At 73.3% G+C, this 20,406-nt stretch carries 22 protein-coding genes; 2 read left to right on the top strand and 20 right to left on the bottom strand.

Going from position 1 to position 20,406, the window contains the following annotated elements; genetic code table 11:
* Positions 1-6: 6 nt before the first annotated feature.
* From QUY26_RS25090 to QUY26_RS25030, 13 genes are all read right to left on the bottom strand, one after another.
* A complete protein-coding gene (locus QUY26_RS25090; protein ID WP_289956003.1) occupies positions 7-633 on the bottom strand; it encodes a class F sortase in 627 nt (208 codons plus the stop codon).
* Positions 634-694: 61 nt separating this feature from the next.
* Positions 695-1,246 carry a hypothetical protein gene (locus QUY26_RS25085; RefSeq protein ID WP_289950424.1) on the bottom strand — a complete coding sequence of 184 codons (552 nt, stop codon included), beginning with the start codon at positions 1,244-1,246 and terminating at the stop codon, positions 695-697.
* Positions 1,247-1,522: 276 nt separating this feature from the next.
* A complete protein-coding gene (locus QUY26_RS25080; RefSeq protein WP_289950422.1) occupies positions 1,523-2,302 on the bottom strand; it encodes an HAD-IIA family hydrolase in 780 nt (259 codons plus the stop codon).
* 79 nt (positions 2,303-2,381) lie between these two features.
* Positions 2,382-2,534: a hypothetical protein gene (locus QUY26_RS25075; RefSeq protein WP_289950416.1), complete on the bottom strand. Its 153-nt coding sequence runs from the start codon at positions 2,532-2,534 to the stop codon at positions 2,382-2,384.
* A 296-nt stretch (positions 2,535-2,830) separates the two neighbouring features.
* Positions 2,831-3,913: a 2-aminoethylphosphonate ABC transporter substrate-binding protein gene (locus tag QUY26_RS25070; protein WP_289950414.1), complete on the bottom strand. Its 1,083-nt coding sequence runs from the start codon at positions 3,911-3,913 to the stop codon at positions 2,831-2,833.
* A gap of 58 nt (positions 3,914-3,971) precedes the next feature.
* Positions 3,972-4,799: an ABC transporter permease gene (locus QUY26_RS25065; RefSeq protein ID WP_289950413.1), complete on the bottom strand. Its 828-nt coding sequence runs from the start codon at positions 4,797-4,799 to the stop codon at positions 3,972-3,974.
* On the bottom strand, positions 4,786-5,709 hold the full coding sequence (locus QUY26_RS25060; RefSeq protein WP_289950412.1) for a 2-aminoethylphosphonate ABC transporter permease subunit: 924 nt from the start codon (positions 5,707-5,709) through the stop codon (positions 4,786-4,788). Before QUY26_RS25060 ends, QUY26_RS25065 begins: the two co-directional genes overlap by 14 nt.
* Positions 5,702-6,754 (bottom strand): ABC transporter ATP-binding protein, encoded by a 1,053-nt coding sequence (locus tag QUY26_RS25055; protein WP_289950411.1) that lies wholly within the window; start codon positions 6,752-6,754, stop codon positions 5,702-5,704. Before QUY26_RS25055 ends, QUY26_RS25060 begins: the two co-directional genes overlap by 8 nt.
* Positions 6,751-7,461: a phosphonatase-like hydrolase gene (locus QUY26_RS25050; protein WP_289950410.1), complete on the bottom strand. Its 711-nt coding sequence runs from the start codon at positions 7,459-7,461 to the stop codon at positions 6,751-6,753. Before QUY26_RS25050 ends, QUY26_RS25055 begins: the two co-directional genes overlap by 4 nt.
* A gap of 5 nt (positions 7,462-7,466) precedes the next feature.
* The gene (locus QUY26_RS25045) at positions 7,467-8,588 is read right to left on the bottom strand and encodes a TIGR03364 family FAD-dependent oxidoreductase (protein ID WP_289950409.1); all 1,122 of its coding nucleotides are present in this window, start codon (positions 8,586-8,588) and stop codon (positions 7,467-7,469) included.
* A 167-nt stretch (positions 8,589-8,755) separates the two neighbouring features.
* Positions 8,756-9,544: a GntR family transcriptional regulator gene (locus QUY26_RS25040; RefSeq protein ID WP_289950407.1), complete on the bottom strand. Its 789-nt coding sequence runs from the start codon at positions 9,542-9,544 to the stop codon at positions 8,756-8,758.
* Positions 9,545-9,693: 149 nt separating this feature from the next.
* The gene (locus QUY26_RS25035) at positions 9,694-10,443 is read right to left on the bottom strand and encodes a hypothetical protein (protein ID WP_289950405.1); all 750 of its coding nucleotides are present in this window, start codon (positions 10,441-10,443) and stop codon (positions 9,694-9,696) included.
* A 210-nt stretch (positions 10,444-10,653) separates the two neighbouring features.
* Positions 10,654-11,811 carry an ROK family transcriptional regulator gene (locus QUY26_RS25030; protein WP_289950404.1) on the bottom strand — a complete coding sequence of 386 codons (1,158 nt, stop codon included), beginning with the start codon at positions 11,809-11,811 and terminating at the stop codon, positions 10,654-10,656.
* Positions 11,812-11,867: 56 nt separating this feature from the next.
* Between QUY26_RS25030 and QUY26_RS25025 the strand changes: the two genes are divergently transcribed.
* Positions 11,868-12,950: a Gfo/Idh/MocA family protein gene (locus QUY26_RS25025; RefSeq protein ID WP_289950402.1), complete on the top strand. Its 1,083-nt coding sequence runs from the start codon at positions 11,868-11,870 to the stop codon at positions 12,948-12,950.
* Positions 12,947-13,441: a heme-degrading domain-containing protein gene (locus QUY26_RS25020; RefSeq protein WP_289950401.1), complete on the top strand. Its 495-nt coding sequence runs from the start codon at positions 12,947-12,949 to the stop codon at positions 13,439-13,441. Before QUY26_RS25025 ends, QUY26_RS25020 begins: the two co-directional genes overlap by 4 nt.
* Positions 13,442-13,544: 103 nt before the next feature.
* On the opposite strand, the gene QUY26_RS25015 is transcribed toward QUY26_RS25020, so the two are convergent.
* The 7 genes from QUY26_RS25015 to QUY26_RS24985 form a co-directional block, all read right to left on the bottom strand.
* Positions 13,545-15,095, bottom strand: a complete 1,551-nt coding sequence (locus QUY26_RS25015; RefSeq protein WP_354670705.1) for a choice-of-anchor A family protein — start codon at positions 15,093-15,095, stop codon at positions 13,545-13,547.
* A gap of 137 nt (positions 15,096-15,232) precedes the next feature.
* Positions 15,233-16,090 (bottom strand): fumarylacetoacetate hydrolase family protein, encoded by an 858-nt coding sequence (locus QUY26_RS25010; protein WP_289950399.1) that lies wholly within the window; start codon positions 16,088-16,090, stop codon positions 15,233-15,235.
* Positions 16,091-16,226: 136 nt separating this feature from the next.
* Complete coding sequence (locus tag QUY26_RS25005; RefSeq protein WP_289950398.1) at positions 16,227-16,991, bottom strand: YidC/Oxa1 family membrane protein insertase; 765 nt, start codon at positions 16,989-16,991, stop codon at positions 16,227-16,229.
* A 145-nt stretch (positions 16,992-17,136) separates the two neighbouring features.
* Positions 17,137-17,472: a DUF6412 domain-containing protein gene (locus tag QUY26_RS25000; RefSeq protein WP_289950397.1), complete on the bottom strand. Its 336-nt coding sequence runs from the start codon at positions 17,470-17,472 to the stop codon at positions 17,137-17,139.
* Between the two features lie 37 nt (positions 17,473-17,509).
* Entirely contained in the window at positions 17,510-19,087 is a 1,578-nt protein-coding gene (locus QUY26_RS24995; RefSeq protein ID WP_289955998.1) for a sodium:solute symporter family protein, read from the bottom strand.
* A 41-nt stretch (positions 19,088-19,128) separates the two neighbouring features.
* A complete protein-coding gene (locus tag QUY26_RS24990) occupies positions 19,129-19,335 on the bottom strand; it encodes a DUF3311 domain-containing protein (protein ID WP_289950395.1) in 207 nt (68 codons plus the stop codon).
* A 78-nt stretch (positions 19,336-19,413) separates the two neighbouring features.
* Entirely contained in the window at positions 19,414-20,232 is an 819-nt protein-coding gene (locus tag QUY26_RS24985) for a class E sortase (protein WP_289955997.1), read from the bottom strand.
* Positions 20,233-20,406: the final 174 nt, after the last annotated feature.

Below are 20,406 nucleotides of genomic sequence, written 5' to 3'. Positions count from 1 at the left end.
CGGCGGCTATGCCCCCTTGGCCCCGGTGAGGTAGGCGGACACGACCACGTTGGCCGAGTAGGTGCGGCTCGCGCGGTCGAAGGTGCCGCCGCAGGTGATCAGGCGCAGTTCGGCCCGACCCTCCTCACGGGGGCCGTAGGCCGTGCGCGCGCTGAAGTCGTCGCGGCCGAGGACCTGCACGTCGTCCACCGTGAACTCGGCGACCGAACCGTCGTCCCTGGTCACGCGCACCTTCTCGCCGGGGCGCAAGGCGCTGAGGTGGTAGAACACGGCGGGCTTGGACTCAGTGTCGACGTGCCCGACGAACAGGGAGGTGCCGCGCGCGCCGGGCCGCACCCCGCCCCCGTACCAGCCCACGACACCCGGCTGCGCGAACGGCGGCGGATCGATGGCGCCCTCCGCGTCCAGACCGCGCGCGACGACGGGGGCGCGGACGCCGAGGCCCGGTACGTCGACGCGCTGCGGGCGGGCCGCGGCGAGCGGCTCGTGCGCGGGCGGCAGGTCGACCCCGGCGGGGCGGCCGACGGCGGCGACGTCGCCCGTCGTCGGGTCGGAGAGGCCGCCGCGCACATCGGTGATCTCGTTGCCCCACAGCCACAGGCCGACGAGCAGGAACGCCCAGGCCACGCCCATGACGAGACGGCTCGTCCCGGGCGGGTGCGGGCCTGCGTCCGGATCCGGGCCCGTCACGGCGTCACTCCGGGCGGCGGCGACGGACGCTGCGCAGCGCCACGGCGATCGCCGCCACACCCGCGAGGACCAGGCCGACGACCGCGTGCCGGGTGCCGGGTCCCGCCTCGTCGGCCTCGGCGGCGGCCGAGGTCAGGGGGGCGGCGCCGCCGCCGCCGGCGCGGACCGGGGCGGTCGGGGCCTGCCCCGTACCCGCCCCCGCGCCCTTGACCTGGACCGTGCCGACGCCCTGGTGCGGGTGTCCGTCACAGGTGACGGTGATCTCGTACGTACCGGAGACGCCCTGGCGGATGCGGGTCGTCCCGGACAGTGTGTTCCCCTTGCCGTCCCGGCCGGTCAGCTGGGCGTCCCGGGTGAACGCCCCGGAGCCCGCCGCGCCCGTGGTGCCGTCGCACCCCTTCACCCGCACGTCCACCCGGGCGCCCAGGGCGGCGATCGCCGGGGTGACCTGGGCTTTCACCTCGTCCTGGTCATGGGCGGTCGCTGGCGGGGGCGCCCCTACGGCGATGAGGACGGCGGCGCCGACGCCACGCACGGCGAGCGAACATATACCCATCGTGAACCTCCTGTACCAGCAGGTTCCCGCCCTCCGGGGGCCCGCGCATCCCCGACACGCCCGTCCGGGCAGGGGGCGGCGCGGGGGCGAGGTGGTGCGCCCCGTCAGGGGCGCGGGGAACTGCGCGCTCAGCGCGGGAGAAGCCGCAGACGCGTCTGCTCAGTGCTCGGCAGCCGCGTCTGCGGCTCTGACGTGGCTGGTCGCGCAGTTCCCCGCGCCCCTGACGGGGCGCTTTGCCCGGTCCGCGCCGAAAGGAGCCCCCCTGACGGGGCTCGGTCAGACGCGGTCGACGAGGTCGGCGATGGAGTCGACCACGTTCGACGGGCGGAACGGGTGCCGGTCGATGTCGGCGCGGGTCGTGAGCCCGGTGAGGACCAGGAAGGTCTCCATTCCGGCTTCCAGTCCGGCGAGGACATCCGTGTCCATGCGGTCCCCGATCATCGCGCTCGTCTCCGAATGCGCCCCGATCGCGTTCAGGCCCGTCCGCATCATCAGCGGATTCGGCTTGCCCGCGAAGTACGGCTGCTTGCCGGTCGCCTTGGTGATGAGGGCGGCGACGGCACCGGTGGCGGGCAGCGGCCCCTCCGTGGAGGGACCGGTCTCGTCCGGGTTGGTGCAGATGAAGCGGGCGCCGCCGTTGATGAGCCGGACGGCCTTGGTCATGGCCTCGAAGCTGTAGGTGCGGGTCTCGCCGAGGACGACGTAGTCGGGGGCGTGGTCGGTGAGGACGTACCCGATGTCGTGCAGGGCGGTGGTGAGTCCGGCCTCGCCGATGACGTACGCGGTGCCGCCGGGCCGCTGGTCGTCGAGGAACTTGGCGGTGGCGAGCGCGGAGGTCCAGATGTTGCCCACGGGGACGTCGAGGCCCATGCGGTTGAGGCGGGCCTGGAGGTCGCGGGCGGTGTAGATGGAGTTGTTGGTGAGGACCAGGAACGGCTTGCCCGAGTCGCGCAGCTTCTTGATGAACGCGTCGGCGCCGGGGATCGGGACGCCTTCGTGGATGAGCACGCCGTCCATGTCGGTGAGCCACGATTCGATGGGCTTGCGCTCTGCCATGGGGTGCACTCCTGCGGTCTGCGCGAACTGATGCTGCTGGGGGCGCCGGGACGACAGTGTGCCGACGCCCCCAGCCTAATCACGATGCGCTGATCTTCACCCCGTCGATCACCCAGAACCAGTTGTTGCCTCCGGTGCAGCGGAAGCGGACCTGCGCGCTCCGCGCGCCCGCCGGTACCTGGAGCCGGAGCGACTCGACGACGGAGGGGGTGTCGGCGGCGTACGTCTTCACGACGACCGGCGGCCCGCCGTCGTAGGACGACGAGCACCTGCCCCTGCTGCGGCGCCTCGTGGCGGTGGAGCGTCGTATACGTGAGAGTGGCGGCGGCTCGCGCGGTGGTGCCGGTGAGGAACGCGGACCAGCCGGAGCCCGGCGGAGACGAGGGGCGAGCGGCGGGACGGACCGTGGGACACGGTTCCTCCGGGGAAGTGGGTGGCGTGCGGGCGGGGGTGGGCATGCCAGCGCCCCCGGCCGTGCAGGGGCGTTGGTCCGGACTCGTTGCCGTCGAGAAGCGACAGCGCGGGCGCTCAGCTGCCGGTGGCCGACTTCCAGTCCTCCACGTACGACTTGAGGTTCTCGGAGATGTCGTCCCAGTCCGGCTCGAAGACCTCGACGCCGTCCATGAGCTTGTCGAGGGCGATGGCGTTGGCGTCGGTGGCCTTGATGTCCTTGCGCGCGGCGAAGCCGCCGCCGATCTCGCTGACCTGCGCCTGCGCCGTGCGGCCGAGCAGGTGGTCGAGGAACTTCTTGGCGTTGGCGCTGTGCGGCGCCTTGTTCACGAGCCCGGCGGCGTAGGGCAGCGCGAAGGTCGTGGGCTTCTTGCCCTTCTTCGCCGGGAACCAGATGCCGAGGTTCGGCATGTCCTTGGACTGCGCGTAGTTCATCTGCACATCGCCGTTGGCGACGAGCAGTTCGCCCTTGTCGACCTTGGGGGCGAGCTTGCCGGTGGAGGCGGACGGGCCGACGTTGTTGGACTGGAGCTTCTCCAGGTACTTCATGGCGGGCTCCTTGCCGCCGAAGTCGTGCATCGCCTTGATGAGGACGGCGGTCCCGTCGCCCGCGACGCCGGGCGTGGAGTACTGGAGCTTGTTCTTGTACGCGGAGTCCGTCAGCTCGTCCCAGGTCCTGGGCGCCTTGGCACCGCCCAGTTCCTTCTTGTTGTGGATGAACCCGAAGTAGTTGTTCACGACGGAGGTCCACTTGCCGTCGGGCGACTTGTTCGCGCCGTCGACGTGCTCGGACCCCTTCGGCTCGTACGTCTGGAGCAGGCCCTTCTCGTCCGCCTGCTGGATGAACGGCGGGAGCGTGACGATGACGTCGGCCTGGGTGTTGGACTTCTCGCGGACGGCGCGCTGCACCATCTCGCCGGAGCCGCCCTCGACGTACTTGACCTTGATGCCGGTCTTCTTCTCGAAGTCCTTGAAGACCTTGTCGTACCAGCCGTCGCCGTTCTCGCCCTTGAGGCCGTCGGCGCTGTAGACGGTGACGACCTTGGCGTCGGACGCGGCGGAGTTCCCGCCGCAGGCGGTGAGGGTGCCGGCGAGGACGAGGCAGCCGGAGAGGGCGGCGAGCGCGCGGACGGGGACGGGGACGCGAGGGTTCTGGGACATGACGTGTCGTACTCCTGACGGGTCGCTACGGGACACGGAAGCGGGGGGGGCGGGGAGGTCAGCGGTAGGAGGCCTTGGTGCGGATCCTCGACACGGCGAACAGGACGAGCAGCGTCGCCGTCATGAGGACCACGGCCAGGGCGGCGCCGGTGAAGGTGGCGCCGCGGTCGGTGGCGGCGTAGATCCGCACGGGCAGCGGGGTCCAGTCCGGCGGGTAGAGCATCATCGTGGCGCTCAGCTCGCCCATGGACAGGGCGAAGCAGAGCCCGGCGGCGGCGGTCAGGGACGGCAGCAGCAGGGGCAGCTTCACCCGCCACAGGACGTACGCGGGCCGGGCGCCCAGGGACGCCGCGGCCTGCTCGTACGCCGGGTCGAGACGCACGAGGGCGGCCGCGACCGACTGGTGGGCGAACGCCGTGACAAGAACGGCGTGCGCGAGGACGACGATCGTGGACGTGCCGTTGAGGATCATCGGCGGCTTGCTGAAGGCGACGAGGACCGCGAGGCCCACGACCACCGAGGGCACGGCGACGGGCAGCATGAACAGGGTGTCGAGGGTCCGCCCGCACAGCCGGGCCAACCGGGTCGTGCCCTCCCCGCGCCCCTTCAGCGCGGCGGCGGCGAGCGCGGCCCAGGTGCCCGCGGCGAGCGCGACGACGCTGGCGCCGAGGGCGGTGAGCAGGCTGGTGGTGAGGGCCTGGAGGGATTCGCCGCGGGTGGCGGCCGCGTAGTGTTCGCCGGTGAGGCCGGACGGGAACGCCCCCGACCAGTGCCCGGCGAACGACGCCGCGACGATCACGAGGAGCGGCAGCGCGAACAACGGCAGGAACAGCACGAAGAAGAGGACCCAGGCCGCCCACTCGCCCTTGCGGCTATGCACCAGCACGACGGCTCACCACCCGGTACAGGCCGTAGAGGCCCACGGAGATCGCGATGTTGACGACGGCGACGACGCAGGCCGCCGGGTAGTCGGACTCCAGCATCGCCTTGCTGTACACGAGCATCGGCAGCGTCGTGACGTCCTTGGCCCCGGTGAACAGCACGATGCCGAACTCGTTCAGACACATCACCAGGACGAGGCTCCCGCCGGCGGCGAGCGCGGGCAGCGCCTCGGGCAGGATGACCTGCCGCACGACCCTGAGCGGCCGCGCCCCCAGCGAGGAGGCCACCTCCAGCTGGGCCGTGTCGATCGCCGAGAACGCGGCGAGCAGCGGCCGCATCACGAACGGCGTGAAGTAGGTGATCTCGGCGAGGAGCACGCCCCACGGCGTGGTCAGGAACTGGAAGGGCCCGTCCCCCGCGGCCCCCGTCGCGTCCGTCCACAACCCGTTGGCCATGCCCTTGGTGCCGTAGATGAACAGCAGCGCGAGCGTGATCAGGAACGACGGGAACGACAGGAACACGTCGATGAACTTCGCGACGGCCTTCCCACCGGGGAACGGCACGAACGCGATCACCGACGCGAGCGCGAACCCCAGCACCAGACACCCGACGGTGGCCCCCACGGCCAGCCACACCGTGGTCCCGAGCGCCTCCCGGAACGACTCGGAGGCGAACACATCGGCGTACGGCTCCAGCGAGGTCCCCCCGGTGTCGGGCCGCACGGACTGCTGTACGACGAGGGCGAGGGGGTAGAGGAAGACGAGCCCGAGCAGGGCGACCGGGGGCAACGCCCAGACAAGGCGCGGCACTTGCCGTGTCCGCCGCTGTGGGCAATCGTCCCGCAGGGCGGGATGATTGGGCACAGCCCTCGGTGCCGGGTCACGTTCAAGCACACGCACGGCAGGCCTAGCCATCGGTCACCCCCGCGGCCAGCAGCACCGCGTCCTCCGGCGCGAAGTGCAACGTGACGTCGCCGCCCAGCGCGGGCGGCTCCCGGAGCTCCCGGACGTCGGCCTTCACGGAGTGCCCCGCCACATCGACGTACACCCGATGCGTGGCCCCACGCCACTGCACCTCGGTGACCTTCCCGTCGAGGGAGTTGGGCCCCGGCCCGAGCCCGACCAGATGCGGCCGCACGCACAAGGTCGCGGAAACCCCGGCGGCCACCTCCCCGGTGTCCACCTTCAACTCGGCCCCGCCCAGGGAGACCGACCCCACCCCCACGGAAACCGGCAGGAGATTCGCGTTGCCCACGAACGAAGCCGTGAACTCGTTCCGCGGCCGACGGTAGAGCTCCTGCGGAGTCCCGCAGTCCTGCAACCGGGCCCGGTCCATGACGGCGATCCGATCGGCGAGAGTGAGCGCCTCGACCTGGTCATGGGTGACGTACAGGATGGATACGTCGGGCAACTCCCGGTGCAGTCTGGCGAGTTCGGCCAGCATCCCGGAGCGCAGCCGCGCGTCGAGCGCGGACAGCGGCTCGTCGAGCAGCAGCACCCCCGGCCGGATGGCGAGCGCCCGCGCGATGGCGACGCGCTGCTGCTGTCCGCCGGACAGCTCGCGCGGAAACCGCTTGGCGTACGCGGCCATGCCGGTCAGTTCGAGGGCGTCGGCGACCCGCCCGGGAATCTCGGCCCGGGAAACCTTCTGCGCCTTGAGGCCGAAGGCCACGTTGTCCTCGACCCGCAGGTGCGGGAACAGGGCGTACTGCTGGACGACCATGCCGATGCCGCGCCGGTGCGGCGGCAGCGCGGTGACGTCGCGGTCGCCGATGAACACCCGCCCGCAGACGGGCCGCACGAACCCGGCGACGGCCCGCAGCGCGGTGGTCTTCCCGGATCCGGAGGGCCCGAGGAGCGCCATGACCTCACCGGGCCCGACGGTGAGATCGAGGCCGTCGAGCACGACGTTGCCGCCGTACGCGACCGACACGGAGTCGAAGCGTATGCCGTTGCTCATCGGCCGAGGCTCCGGAGCAGCGCGGGCAGTTCGGCGACGGAGCCGAGGACGTGGGTGGCCCCGGCACCGGTGAGCGCGGCCGCGTCATGGGCGCCGGTGAGCACTCCGGCGACGACGCCTGCCCCGGACCGCGTCCCGCTGCGCATGTCGTACGCGGTGTCCCCGGCGACGGCGACCTCGCGGACGTCGTCGGCGGCGCCGGTGCGCAGGAACGCGGCGAGCACCATGTCGGGGTGGGGGCGGCCGCGGCCGCCCGCGTCGGCGGGGCACAGGGTGAGGTCGACGAGGTCGCGCCAGCCGAGGGCGGCCAGGATGGCGTCCTGGGTGACGCGGGCGAAGCCGGTGCTCAGGACGACGGTCAGGCCGTCGGCCTTCAGCTCCTCGACGGCCTCGCGGGCCCCGGGGACCGGGGCGACGCGCCCGCCGTCGACCAACTGCCCGTACGCCTCCTCGAAGGCCGCGTTCGCCCGCCGCGCGAGCGCCTCGTCGCCGAACAGGTGCCGGAAGACGGAGATCTTCGACTCGCCCATGGTGGCGCGGACGTACTCCAGTTTCGCGGCGTGGTCGGCGGAGCCCTCCTCGACGCCGAGTTCGCGCGCGGCGGCGGCGAAGGCCTGCTCGACGAGGCCCCCGTCGGCGACGGTGGTGCCTGCCATGTCGAGGACCACGAGTCGTACGCGGTCGCCCGGTCCCTTGACGTCGGTCAACTTCCTCACCATCCCAGTTCGTCGGCGGTCTTCTCGGCGATGGCGGGCGAGCAGGTCATGCCGCGCCCGCCGGGCCCGGTGACCAGCACGACGCCGTCGCGCACCTGTTCGCGGTGCACGACCCGGCCGGTGTCGACGCACTGCGCGTACACCCCCGCCCAGCGCCGCCCGATCCTCGGCAGCGGGCGCCCCAGGAAGCCCTCGACGACCTCGGTGAGGTGGTCGTAGGGGTCTTCGAGGGTGTCGAAGGCGAAGGGGTGTTCGTACTCGTGGGTGTCGCCGATGGTCAGGCCGCCGTCGGCGCGCTGCACCATGAGCAGCTGCATCTTGTGGGCGGCGGCGGTCGGCGTCTGGGCCTGCCCGGCGTTGAGGGCGTCCAGCTCGGGCGACCGGTACGCCGGGTAGTAGCGGAAGCTGTCGGCGTCGGCGACGGACGTGGTGAGCGGCTCGCCGAGCGGGGCGGTCTGCATCATCTGGAGGCGGACGCGGCGCACCGGCAGCTCCGGCGCGAGCTCGCGCACGAGTCCGCCGAGCCAGGCGCCGGTGCACAGCAGCACGACGTCGCCGCGGTGCGTGTCGCCGTGGTCGTCGCGGACGGCGCCCGCACCCACGACCTCGCGGACCTCGCGGCCGGGCAGGAAGGTGTACCGGGGCGACTTCAGGAGTTCTTCGCGCAGGTGCAGCTGGGCGGTGCGCGGCTCGACGGCGGCGTCCCGCTCGCACCACAGGGCGGCGGTGAACTCGCCGCGCAGGGCCGGGTTGAGGGCGCGGGCCTCGTCGGCGCCGAGCAGCTCGTAGCCGCGGGCGGCCGCGTCGGGGCGGGCGAGGGCGGCCTCGGCGACAGCGCGCTCGCGCTCGTTGCGTACGAGGGTCAGCGAGCCGATGGCGCGGAAGCCGAGGCCCGGGACGCGGGCGCCGATCTCCTCCCACAGCTCGCGGGCGCGCAGGGCGGTGTCGAGCTCCTCGCCGCCCGCGCGGCCGCTCACCCATATCTGCCCGAAGTTGCGGAGCGACGCCCCGCGGGCCTCGCTCTCGCGCTCGATCTGTACGACCTCGTGGCCGCGCTCCACTGCGTGCCAGGCGTGCATGGTTCCCACCACGCCGGCTCCTACGACGATGACTCTCACGACGGCAACGCTCCTGTCGACGGGTGACCCGGCGGGGGCCGGTCGGCGACGGGACGGTGAACGGCCCATCAAGCTTGGACCAGACCCGTTACCATTCCGTAATCGTGAGGCGTCGACGGGCGCGCGGGAAGCGGGACGAGGAGGGCGACCGGTTTGCAGGAGAGGGGTCAGCCCTCGCCGGCCAGACGCGCCGTGAAGGAGAAGCGGTCGCCCCGGTAGAGAGTGCGCACGCGCTCCAGGGGCTGTCCCTCGGTGTCGCGCGAGACGCGGTGAATCAGGAGCATGGGCAGCGCGGGCGGCGTCCCGATGAGCAGGGCCTCGCGGGGCGTCGCGAGCACCGTCTCGATGCGCTCGTCCGCGTCGCCGAAGCGGATGCCGAGGCGTTCGCGCAGGTAGGCGTAGAACGACGAGTCGGGTTCGAAGTCCAGGTCCAGACGCGGCACCCGCGCCACCGACACGTACGTGGACTCCAGGCCCACCCGTTCCTCGTCCGCGAGCAGCACCCGCTCCATGTGCCACACGGGCTCGCCGACCGGGACCCCTATGTCGGCGGCGAGCGCGGCCGGGCAGGGGAAGCGGTCGAGCGAGATGAGGGTACGTCCGGGGGTGCGGCCCTGGCGGCGGACGCCCTCGGTGTAGCTGGCGAGCGACAGGGGCTGTTCCAGCTTGGGCCCGGCGACGACGGTGCCCCGGCCCTGGCGGCGCAGGCGGCCCTCCAGGAGCAGTTCGCGCAGGGCCTGGCGGACCGTCTCGCGCGCGACCTCGTACCGCTCGGCGAGGTCCCGCTCCGTGGGCAGGGTCCGCCCGTCGCCGAGTTCGTCGATCAGCTCCGCGATGCGGGCCTTGACGGCGTAGTACTTCGGGATGCGGCCGTGCTCGGGGATGCCCGAGCGGATCGGGGCTCCGGGAGCCTGGTCGCGCAGGTGGTCGGGCGGGGCGGCGTTGGGCTTGTCCACGGGCCGATGTTCGCACGTCGTGGGCGTGCGGGCGGGCGGGGGCGTGGAGGGGGCCGGGACACGGAGAAGGCCGGGCCCGTGCCGCCGGGTGGTGCTTCGGCTGGGGCGGCGACGGGCACGGCCTTCTCGGAGGCGGTGGGACGGCTGTGTCAGCTCCCTCTGGCCCGAAGGCGCCGAGATCCCACCACAAGGGCCACGCCGCCGAGGAGGAAGGCGGCGGCGGTGACCCCGAGCCCGGGCAGGTGTCCCGGGCCGGTCCTTGCGAGTTCGCCGGGGGACGCGGCGGCCGGACCGCCCGCCCCGACGATGTCGAACGCGTAGTCGTTGGAGGCGCCCACCCAGTCCCCGTCGTCGTCGCGGCGCCGCACCACGGCGGCGCTCGCCACGACGCCGCCGAGCGCGGCGTCCGACGTGAAGGCGAGCCGGAGGCCGACGGTGCGGGTGTCGCCGGGGGCGAGGGTGAGGCCGGGGCCCGCGTCGGGTCCGGCGCCGCCGAGGACGCCGATCGTCTCGTCCCGGTCCGTCCGTTCGAACCGCACCGGACGCCGCCGCACCCCGTCGTCGAACTCCAACTGGATCTGACGCGGCTTCAGAGACCTGCCCCCGTCGGCGAACACGATGACGGGATGGACGTTTCCGCAGGTCTCGTCCGTGGTGTTGGTCAGCTCCAGGGACCAGTCACGGAAGCCGCCGCCGCGCTCGTACGTGGCGGGGCCGCCGCTGATGCGGGTGCCGATCGGGAATGCGCCCCCGACCCCCTTCGCGCAGCTGGGCCGCAGTGCGCCGGGGCCGCCCTCGCCCGCCGGATCACCGGCGGCCGCCGCCACCTCGGCCCCGGCGGGCACGAGGGTGACGGCGGCGACGGCGACGCCTGCCGCGAGAGAACTGCGAAGTCGCATGGGGAGCCCTTGCTGGCGGCCGGGGCGCGGGGAGCGCCGGGGGACGGCCGAACTGACGGCGGAATAGCGTCCGTTGAGCTGCCCGGAGAGCGGCCGGACGGCAACGGGTCGCGGCCCAGACCCTGCCACGCGCGCGCGACCCCGCACCCGCCCCACCGCCGTCGGCGACCCGTTCGGCTGGCCGATTCCCCCCTAACAGCCGATTCTTCGTCAAGTCCGATTGGCGGGAAAGGCGGCACCGGCCCGGCCGAAGAGCGGGGCGAGCACGAGTTGCGCGGCGCCTTCCGCGACGCCCCGGTCACCGCCGGGCGCGACCCGCACCCCGGCGGGCTCCCGGGCACCCTCGCGCCGGGCCCGCTCGGCGACGACGGCGCCGACACCGCGTACGAACAACTCCTCGGCGGCGCCGACGGTCCGCCCGCCGAGCAGCACGAGGTCGATGTCGAGCAGCGCGACCAGGTTGCCCGCGGCGGTGCCGAGCACACGCGCCGCCTCGTCCAGGTCCCCGCGTGCGACGGCGGCCAGGCACAGCGCCTCGACGCATCCGCGGTCACCGCACTCGCAGGGCGGCCCGTCCAGCTGCACCACCTGGTGCCCGAACTCACCGGCCCCGGTCCGCGCCCCCCGGTGCAGCCCGCCGCCGAGGACGAGTCCGGCCCCGAGTCCGGTGCCCAGGTGCAGATACGCGAACGACTCGGCGGCCCCGCCGAGCGCGAGCCCGAGCGCGGCGGCGTTGGTGTCCTTGTCCACCTCGACCGCGAGGCCGAGCCGCCCGGCCAGCGCGTCGCGCAGCGGATACCCGTCCCACTCCGGGAACCCGGTGACGCGCTGCAGCACCCCGGCGGAGTGGTCGAGCGGCCCCGGCAGGGCGACACCGACGCCGAGCACGCCGGATGCCGTCGCGGGCGCCCCCGCGCCGCCCGGCCCCCCGCCGAGCAGCACCTCGACCTCGGCCGCCGCGGCCGCCACGACGACCTCGCAGCCGGCGCCGAAGTCCAGCGGGACCCGCCGCTCGGCGACGACGACCCCGGTCAGGTCGACGAGGACGGCGAGCAGCGCGTCGCGGTCCAGGTGCAGGCCCACGGCGTACCCCGCGCCGGGGACGAGCCGCAGCAGGGTCTGGGGCTTGCCGCCGGTGGAGGCCCGGCGGCCCGCGTCGGCCACCAGGCCCTCCTCCCGCAGCCGCGCGATGATCTTGCTGACGGCCTGCGGGGTGAGCCCGGTCAGCGACGCCAGTTCGAGCCGCCCCACTCCCTCGCCCCCGGCCCGCCGCAGCAGATCGAGCACGAGCGCCGCGTTGTGCCCCCGCAACGCCCGCAGATTCACGCCGGCCCCGCCGGCGACCCCCGGCCTCTTCTCGCTGTCCACGCCCCCATTGTCGCCCGCGCTTGCACTTCGGCAACACCGTTGCCAAAGTGGGACGCATGACTCAAGGCACGAACGACCTCCGCGTCGGCCTGATCGGCTACGGCCTCGCGGGCTCCGTCTTCCACGCCCCCCTGATCGCCGCGACCGAGGGCCTGACCCTGGACACGGTCGTCACGTCGAACGCCGAGCGGCAGCAGCAGGCGCGCGCCGAGTTCGGCGCGGACCTGCGCTGCGCGGCCGACGCCGACGAGCTGTGGGACCGGGCGGACGACCTTGACCTGATCGTCGTGGCGTCACCGAACAAGACGCACGTACCGCTCGCGACCGCCGCGCTCAAGGCGGGCCTGCCGGTGGTCGTGGACAAGCCCCTCGCGGGCACCGCGGCCGAGGCCCGCGACCTGGCGGCCCTCGCCGACGAGCGCGGCCTGCTGCTCTCGGTGTTCCAGAACCGCCGCTGGGACAACGACTTCCGTACGCTGCGCAAGCTGCTCGCCGACGGCACCCTCGGCGACGTCCAGCGCTTCGAGTCCCGCTTCGAGCGCTGGCGCCCGCAGCCCAAGGGCGGCTGGCGCGAGTCCGGCGACCCCGAGGAGATCGGCGGCCTCCTGTACGACCTGGGGAGCCATGTGGTCGACCAGGCCCTGGTCCTGTTCGGCCCGGCGGCGGCGGTGTACGCGGAGGCGGACGTGCGCCGGCCCGGCGCGCAGGCCGACGACGACACGTTCATCGCCGTGACGCACGCGGGCGGCGTCCGCTCGCACCTGTACGTGAGCGCGACGACGGCCCAGCTCGGCCCGCGCTTCCGGGTGCTCGGCTCGGCGGCCGGCTATGTGAAGTACGGCCTGGACCCGCAGGAGGCCGCGCTCCGCGACGGCAGGCGGCCCACGGACGCGGACCCGTGGGGCGTGGAGCCGGAGGCCCTGTGGGGCAAGGTCGGCTCGGGCGAGTCCCCGCTGACCGGCGGCGGCCGCCCCGAGCCCACGCTGCCGGGCGACTACCCCGCGTACTACGCCGCCGTGGCCGCCGCGCTGCGCGGCGAGGGCGCCAACCCGGTCACCGCGCGGGAGGCCGCCGCGACGCTCGACGTCCTTGAGGCCGCGCGCCGCTCGGCCCGCGAGGGCGTGGCGGTGACGCTGTGACGACGCGGCCCACGACACCGGCGGCCCCCGCCGCCCCCACCGTCGCCGAACTGGAGGAGCAGGAGCGCCGCCTGACGCTCCGCCACTTCACGTACGACGACGCCTGGGCGCTCGGCTCCCTGCTCGTGGAGATGGCGCGCGAGCGCGAGGCGCCCGTCGCCATCGACATCCGGCGCGGCGGCCAGCAGCTGTTCCACGCCGCGCTGCCGGGGTCGACGCCCGACAACGACGCGTGGATCGACCGCAAGCGCCGCGTCGTCGAGCGGTACGGCTGCTCCTCGTACCTGGTGGGCAGCAGGTTCCGCGCCAAGGGCACGACGTTCGAGGAGTCCTCGCGCCTCGACCCCGACCGGTACGCGGCGCACGGCGGCGCCTTCCCCATCGCGGTCGAGGGCGCGGGCGTCATCGGCACGGTGGTCGTCTCGGGCCTGCCCCAGGTCGCGGATCACGCGCTCGTGGTGGCGGCCCTGGAGCGCTTCACCGCTTCCTGACGGCCCGCCCGCTTCCTGACGGCCCGTCCGCCCAACGGCCGGGCGGACCGCCCCGCGCGCTCAAGACGCGGGACGGTCCGCCCGGACCGACGAGCGCTCGGGGTCAGTCCACCTGGTCCTCGGCGCGGCGGCGCATCATCACCACGAACCCGACACCGGTGCCGACGAGGGCCGCGGCGATCGCGCCCACGAGCGCCAGCTCACCGGACGAGGTGCCGGTGTGGGCCATCTCGTCGCTCTTGCTGGGGCTGGGCTGCGGGTGCGGATGCGTGGGCGAGTCGGACGGGGACGGGCTGGGACCGTCACTGTCCGACGGCGACGGGCTGGGACCGTCGCTGTCCGAGGGAGACGGGCTCGGACCGTCACTGTCCGAGGGAGACGGGGACGGGCCGTCACTGTCCGACGGCGAAGGCGACGGACTCGGACCATCGCTGTCCGACGGCGACGGGGACGGACTCGGGCCATCGCTGTCCGACGGCGAAGGCGACGGACTCGGACCGTCACTGTCCGACGGCGACGGGGACGGGGACGGGCCGTCACTGTCCGACGGCGAAGGCGACGGGGACGGACCGTCACTGTCCGACGGCGAAGGCGACGGACTCGGGCCGTCACTGTCCGACGGCGAAGGCGACGGTGCCTTGCACGACGGCAGGTCGCCCGTGAACGGGTACGCGTGGATCTCCTGGCCGCCCCCGGCCAGCGAGGTGTGGGTCAGCGAACCCACCGTGAAGAAGCGTCCGTTCATGCCGGGCAGCGTCACCGTCGTGGAGCTGCCGGACTGCCCCACGAGCACGCTCCCCTGGAACTGCCCGCTGCCCCCGAACCGCACCGACGAGGCGTCCGGCACGTTCCACAGCAGCTTCTCGCGGCTGACGCCGGACAGCAGGCCGCTGTAGGTGCGCACCGTGCGGGCGTCGCCGAAGAGGTTGACGAGCACGGTGGCGCCGTCCGGGATGTTCCGGAACGAGATGCCCTGGTCGCCGCCGGTGCGGCTGACCATGTCGAAGTCGACGTTGAAGACCTGGATCTCGGACGTGCCGTCACCGGTGAAGACGGTCTCGCTGCCGTTGTTGACCGCCGTGCCGGTGGTCTCGCGGGGCGAGCCGTTCTCGTACGCGTAGCACTGGCTGGCCTCCGTCAGCTGGCCGGGCAGCATCGCGTACTTGTCGGCCGCGTTGGCGTCGTACACCGGTCTGGGGATGACCTGGCCGCTGAGGACGGCCCCGCCGTACCGCACCACTCCGGAGACGCTGCCCTCCTCGGCGAGCAGCCGCTGGCCCGTGGCGACCCTCAGGTCACCGCCGACCGTCAGGAAGTCCGAGCCGTTGGGGGGCGGCACCCGGGAGCCCACACCGGCGACGCCGACGTTGTAGACCTGCGAGGCTCCGGCGCGCTTGTTCTGGTCGAACTCGCCGAGGACGACGACCTTGCCCTCGGCCTCGGCGGCCGCCTCGCGCACCAGCATGTTCTCGCCGACGAAGACGTTGATGTTCTCGTCCCGGCCCGCGATCGGGCCGTTGTTCACCTCCGGGTACTCCTCCGGGCAGGCCGAGCCCTTGCAGGGGCCGAGGCCGCCGGGCAGGGGGTCGGCGACCCCGAGTCCGGCGAGGCCGCCGACCATGGCGGCGGCCGCGACGGTGACTGCCGCCGCCACATAAGCAGAACGTTTTCTTCGCATACTCGGAAATATGCGTAATTAAGACAAAAGTAAGGGGAGACACGCTCGCCGCTTCCCCCATTGGCCTACGTCCGGCGGACGCCACCGGCACCCACGGGCCACCCGACCGGACGTCAGGCCCCCTTCAGCTCCTGCCGCTGCCGCCCCAGTCCGTCGATCTCCAGTTCGACCACGTCACCGGCCCGCAGATACGGCTTCGGTTCGGGCCGGCCGAGGGCGACCCCGGCCGGCGTACCGGTGTTGATCACGTCGCCCGGGTAGAGCGTCATGAACTGGCTGACGTAACGCACCACTTCCGCGACCGGGAAGATCTGCTGGGCCGTCGTCCCGTCCTGCTTCAGCTCGCCGTTGACCCACAGGCGAAGGCCGAGGTCCTGCGGGTCCGCCACCTCGTCGGCGGTGACGAGCCAGGGGCCGAGCGGGTTGAAGGTCTCGCAGTTCTTTCCCTTGTCCCAGGTGCCGCCGCGCTCGATCTGGAACTCGCGTTCGGACACGTCGTGCGCGACCGCGTACCCGGCGACGTGCGCGAGGGCCTCCTCGTGCGACTCCAGATAGCGCGCGGTGCGCCCGATGACGACGGCCAGCTCGACCTCCCAGTCGGTCTTCACCGAGCCGCGCGGTACGAGCACGGTGTCGTCGGGGCCGACGACGGTGTCCGCGGCCTTGAAGAACACCACGGGCTCGGCGGGCGGCTCGGCGCCGGTCTCGGCCGCGTGGTCGTGGTAGTTCAGGCCGATGCACACGACCTTGCCGATGCGGGCGAGCGGCGGCCCGATCCGCAGTCCGGCCGGGTCGAGGGCGGGCAGGGTGCCCGCGTCGGCGGCGGCGCGGACGCGGGCGAGCGCGGCGTCGTCGGCGAGCAGCGCGCCGTCGATGTCGGCGACCGTGCCGGACAGGTCGCGCAGGGTGCCTCCGGCGTCGAGCAGCGCCGGGCGCTCGGCGCCCGCCGTACCGACTCGCAGCAGCTTCATGGTCTGACTCCCTCTGGTCGCGCTGGGCCCGGCCGATGGATGCGGCATCGGAGGTTGGTCGATCCTCCAAGCTGATTGTCCGCTCCGCAAGACCCCGTTCACGTACTGGACCGTCACTTCCCGTGCGCGGGGGCGCTCACATCACAGCGGCGGCCCCCATCGCACCGGCCCCGGTCGGCATGTCCCGGTACAGCACGGCCCGCTCGACGGCGCTCCACGTCGTGCTGGTCACGACGTACAGGGCCGCCGCGAGGGGCACCACGGCCACGGTGAACAGGGTCATGAAGGACATCAGCGGCATGAACTTGGTCATGGCGGCCATGGCACCGGCGCCGGGCGCCTGCTCGCCGCCGGGCGCGGCCGGCGGGTTCGCGGCGAGCTGTCGCTTCGTACGGCGGTAGTTGAAGGTCGCGACGGCGGCGACGAGGGCGAAGAGCGCGAGGTAGAGCAGGCCGGAGGCGCCGAAGAGGCCGCCGTCGCCGAGGGCGTCCGCGAAGCGGCCGCCGAGCGGGGCCGCGAACAGCTTGTGGTCGAGGAGTTCGTTGGCCTCGCCGCCGATGTCCGAGCTGGAGAACAGGTGGTAGAGCAGGAAGAACGCGGGGAGCTGGAAGAGGCCGGGCAGGCATCCGGCCAGCGGCGACACCTGCTCCTTGCGGTGCAGCTCCATGACCGCCTTCTGGAACTTCTCCGGGTTCTTGCCGTGCTTCTGGCGCAGCGCGGCGATCTGCGGCGAGAGCTTGGCGCGCGCCTTCTGGCCGCGGGCGGCGGCCCGGGACAGGGGGTGGACGAGCAGGCGTACGCAGATGGTGACGGCGACGATGGCGGCGGCCATCGCCGAGCCGTGGAACAGCGGGGCGAACAGGTCGGCCAGGTCGGCGACCAGATCGGCGAAGAAAGACATGGGGGTGAGCCCTCCGGGGGTCTCGTCGTGCCGGATCGCCTCAGGTGGAGGCGTGTGTGCGTCGGCATGACGACCCGCGCGGGGTCAGGAAGCCGGACTCGTGAAAGTCCGGCTCGTACGCTTCCGGGGAGCGCCCGGAAGTCCCCTACGCGGCCGTCAGGAGGGCACGGCCGGGCGCTCGCGGCCGGGTGCGGCCACGGGCGTCGGGGTCGCGCTGCGGCAGGAACGCGGTGCGTTGCTCCCGGTCGCGGATGGCGGTGCGCACCCTGGTGCGCGGCACGGCGGGCGCGCAGCGTGCGGCGAGCAGCGAGCACAGGGCGAGCGCGGAGCCCGCGGCGGCGGTCGCGGCGAGCGCGACGGCGGCGGAGAGGCTGCCGGTGTCGGCGAGGACGGTCTCGACGATGAGGAAGAGGAACAGGGCGGCGGGGCGCAGCGCGGCGAGCCACTTGTCGGCCACGCGCCTGGTCAGATCCTTGACCACGTCGCCACCTCCCCTCGTCGTCCGCTTCGCGATTCGCTCACCTGTACTCCTGCTTTTTATACAGGATCGGTCCGGACGAACTGAAGGAGCCCACAGGCCCGCCGCCCCCGCCCCCGTCCCCGCCCCCGCCCCTTCTGCCGTCCCCTCCGCCTTCGCCCTCGATCGGGTCCCGGGCGAGCACCTCCCCGTCCGGCCGGCTGTCCTGGTCGACAGGACCGGCGTACGACACGGCCAGCGCCACCGCCAGGTTCGCCGCGAGCGCGACGATCCCCGCGTTCACGCCGAACACCGGGTCGTGCTCGGTGAAGACGAGCCCGCACACGATCGCCACCCCCACGACGAGCCCGCTCACGGCCCCCACCAGCGTCAGCCGCCGCCAGACCAGGCCGAGCAGCAGCATCGGCAGGAGCTGCGCCATCCCCTCGTACGAGATGAGCGAGAGCCGTACGAGGGTGTTGGGTGCCGTGTACGTCATGACGAGGGCGAGCGCGCCCGCGACCACGACCACGGTCTGCGAGGCGCGCTTCTGCCGCGCGGGCGCCCGCAGGAAGGGCAGCAGGGACAGCACGCTGCGCCCCCACATCGTCCCGATGACCAGCATGAACACGGCCATCGGCACGATGGACGAGAGCGCCGCCGCGACCCCGACGAGCCCCACCACCCACGCGGGCAGCGAGTCCACGACCAGCTTGAAGAGCGCCAGGTTCGACCCGGCCCCGGTGAGCCCCGGCACCACGAACAGGGCGGCCATGCCGAGCAGCATCGGCACGAAGAGGAGGACGTTGTACGCGGGCAGCAGCACGGCGTTGCGGCGCAGGCCGTCGGCGCTGCGGGCGCCCAGGTAGCCCGCGACGGTGGTGGGGAAGATGACGACGGTGAGGGCGTTCAGGAAGGTGGTCGTGGCGAACCACGCCTGTCCGTACGGGCTGTTCCCGCTTCCGGGCAGCGTCAGCCACTCCCCCTTCTCCCGCACGACCCGGTCGAGGAAGTCCCCGTACCCGTCGAAGTAGTGCAGCGGCACGTACACGACCAGGAACGCGAGCGTGCCGATGACGAGCACGTCCTTGAGCACCGACACCCACGCGCTGCCGCGCAGCCCGCTCACGACCACGAATCCCGTGGTGACGGCGAACCCGATGAAGTAGGCCCAGTTGAGGCTGATGGCGCCGTACGAGATCGTCGAGACGACGACGCCCATGCCCGTGATCTGCAACTGGATGTACGGCAGCAGGAAGACCGTCACCATGACGGCGACGGCGGCACCGAGCCAGGGCTTCCCGTAGCGGTGCGCCACCATGTCGGTGATGCCGACGAGCCCGTGGCGGCGCGCGTACGCCCAGAGCATCGGCCCCACGACGTACCCCACCGCGTACCCGCAGGACATGTAGGCGACGACGTAGAGGACGGGCGCGCCGTAGTTGTACCCCCAGCCCGCGGCGCCCAGATAGCTGAAGCTGGTGTAGCCCTCCCCCGCCATGAGCACCCAGATGAGCACGGTCCCGAGGGAGCGCCCGCCCACGGACCACTCGGCGAGCGCGCCCTTCGGGGAGCGCTCACCGGCGCCCGACTTCCGTCCCCGCACGGCGAGCAGCCCGAGGGCGACGGTGGCGACCATGAAGGCGCCGAAGATGGCGGTGGCGGTGGCGGCGTCCCCGTTCACGAGGCCCTCCGCCGCATGTTCTTGTCCCCGCGGTAGGCGAGCCAGACGGCGACCGGCGTGACGAGGGTGGCCGCGAGCAGCCACGCGAACAGGAACGGCAGGCCGAGCACGAGGGGCCGTACGCGATTGACGAAGGGCAACGCCCCCACGTACAGCACGAAGGGCACGAGGAGCCACAGGAGGTGGGGGCGGCGCTTGATCACGGGGCAGCAGCTTAATCGGGCCGCCCGGCCCGGGCGGGGGCGGCCGGGCGGGGCGCCGGCCCGGGGTCCGTCGGCCGCTCAGCGGGGTCGCACGGCCGTCAGCTTCCCCCACACCACGAGCCGGTACTTGGAGGTGTACACCGGGGTGCAGGTGGTGAGCGTGACGTAGTACCCGGCCCGGTCGTACCCCTGCCCCGGCCGGACCGCGCTGCGCGGCACGGGCGCGATGACCCCGCCGTCGCGCGGGCTCGTCCGGTCGAGGGTCTTGTCGACGGTGTACGTGAAGACGGCGTCCCGCGTCCCGACGGTCATCCGGTCACCGGGGCGCAGCCGGTCGAGGTGCCGGAAGGGCTCGCCGTGGGTGTTCCGGTGCCCGGCGAGCGCGAAGTTCCCGGGGCGGCCCGGCTGGGCGGTGCGGGGGTAGTGGCCGACGTAGCCCTTGTTGAGCACACCGCCCTTGCTGACGCCCGCGGCGACGGGGACGCGGAGGCCCAGGCGGGGGATGCGGAGGACGGCGTAGGCGCGGTCGGGGGCGGGTCCGGCGGGGGCGCCTCGGGCGGGGCCGTTCCTGGCCGGGGGCGCGCCGGGGTCACCGCCGGGTGCGCCCTGATCCCCGCGATCGCCGACGCCACCGCCCCCGAGCTCGCGGGACCCCCCTGGACCACCGCCCTCCCCTCCCCCTTGCCCTTCCCCTTGCCCCACCCCCGCTCCCCACCCCCGCTCCAGGGAATCGACTTTGCTCTCGGCGGCGGCGCGGGCCTGGCGGTTGGTCCACCAGAGCTGGTGGACGACGAGGAGGAGCAGGACGAGGCCGAGGGTGAGGGTGGCTTCGGCGGCGTACCAGAGGAGGCGGGCGAGGGGGTGGCGGCGGGCGGAGCCCTGCCCGTGGACGACCACGGACACGCGGGTCCTGGCCGGACGCACCACCAGCACGCGGGTCCTGGCCGGACGCACCACCGGCACGCGGGTCCTGGCCGGACGCACCACGGGCGCACCTCCCTCCTGACCGGGCAGCCGCAAGATAGGGGCAGCGCCGCCAACAGACCAGACCCACGCGCGACCGGACCCGCG

The organism is Streptomyces flavofungini (genome assembly GCF_030388665.1).
GTDB lineage: Bacteria > Actinomycetota > Actinomycetes > Streptomycetales > Streptomycetaceae > Streptomyces > Streptomyces flavofungini_A.
The sequence above is the reverse complement of the archived record's forward strand: the minus strand, read 5'-3'. Positions and strand labels throughout refer to the sequence as shown.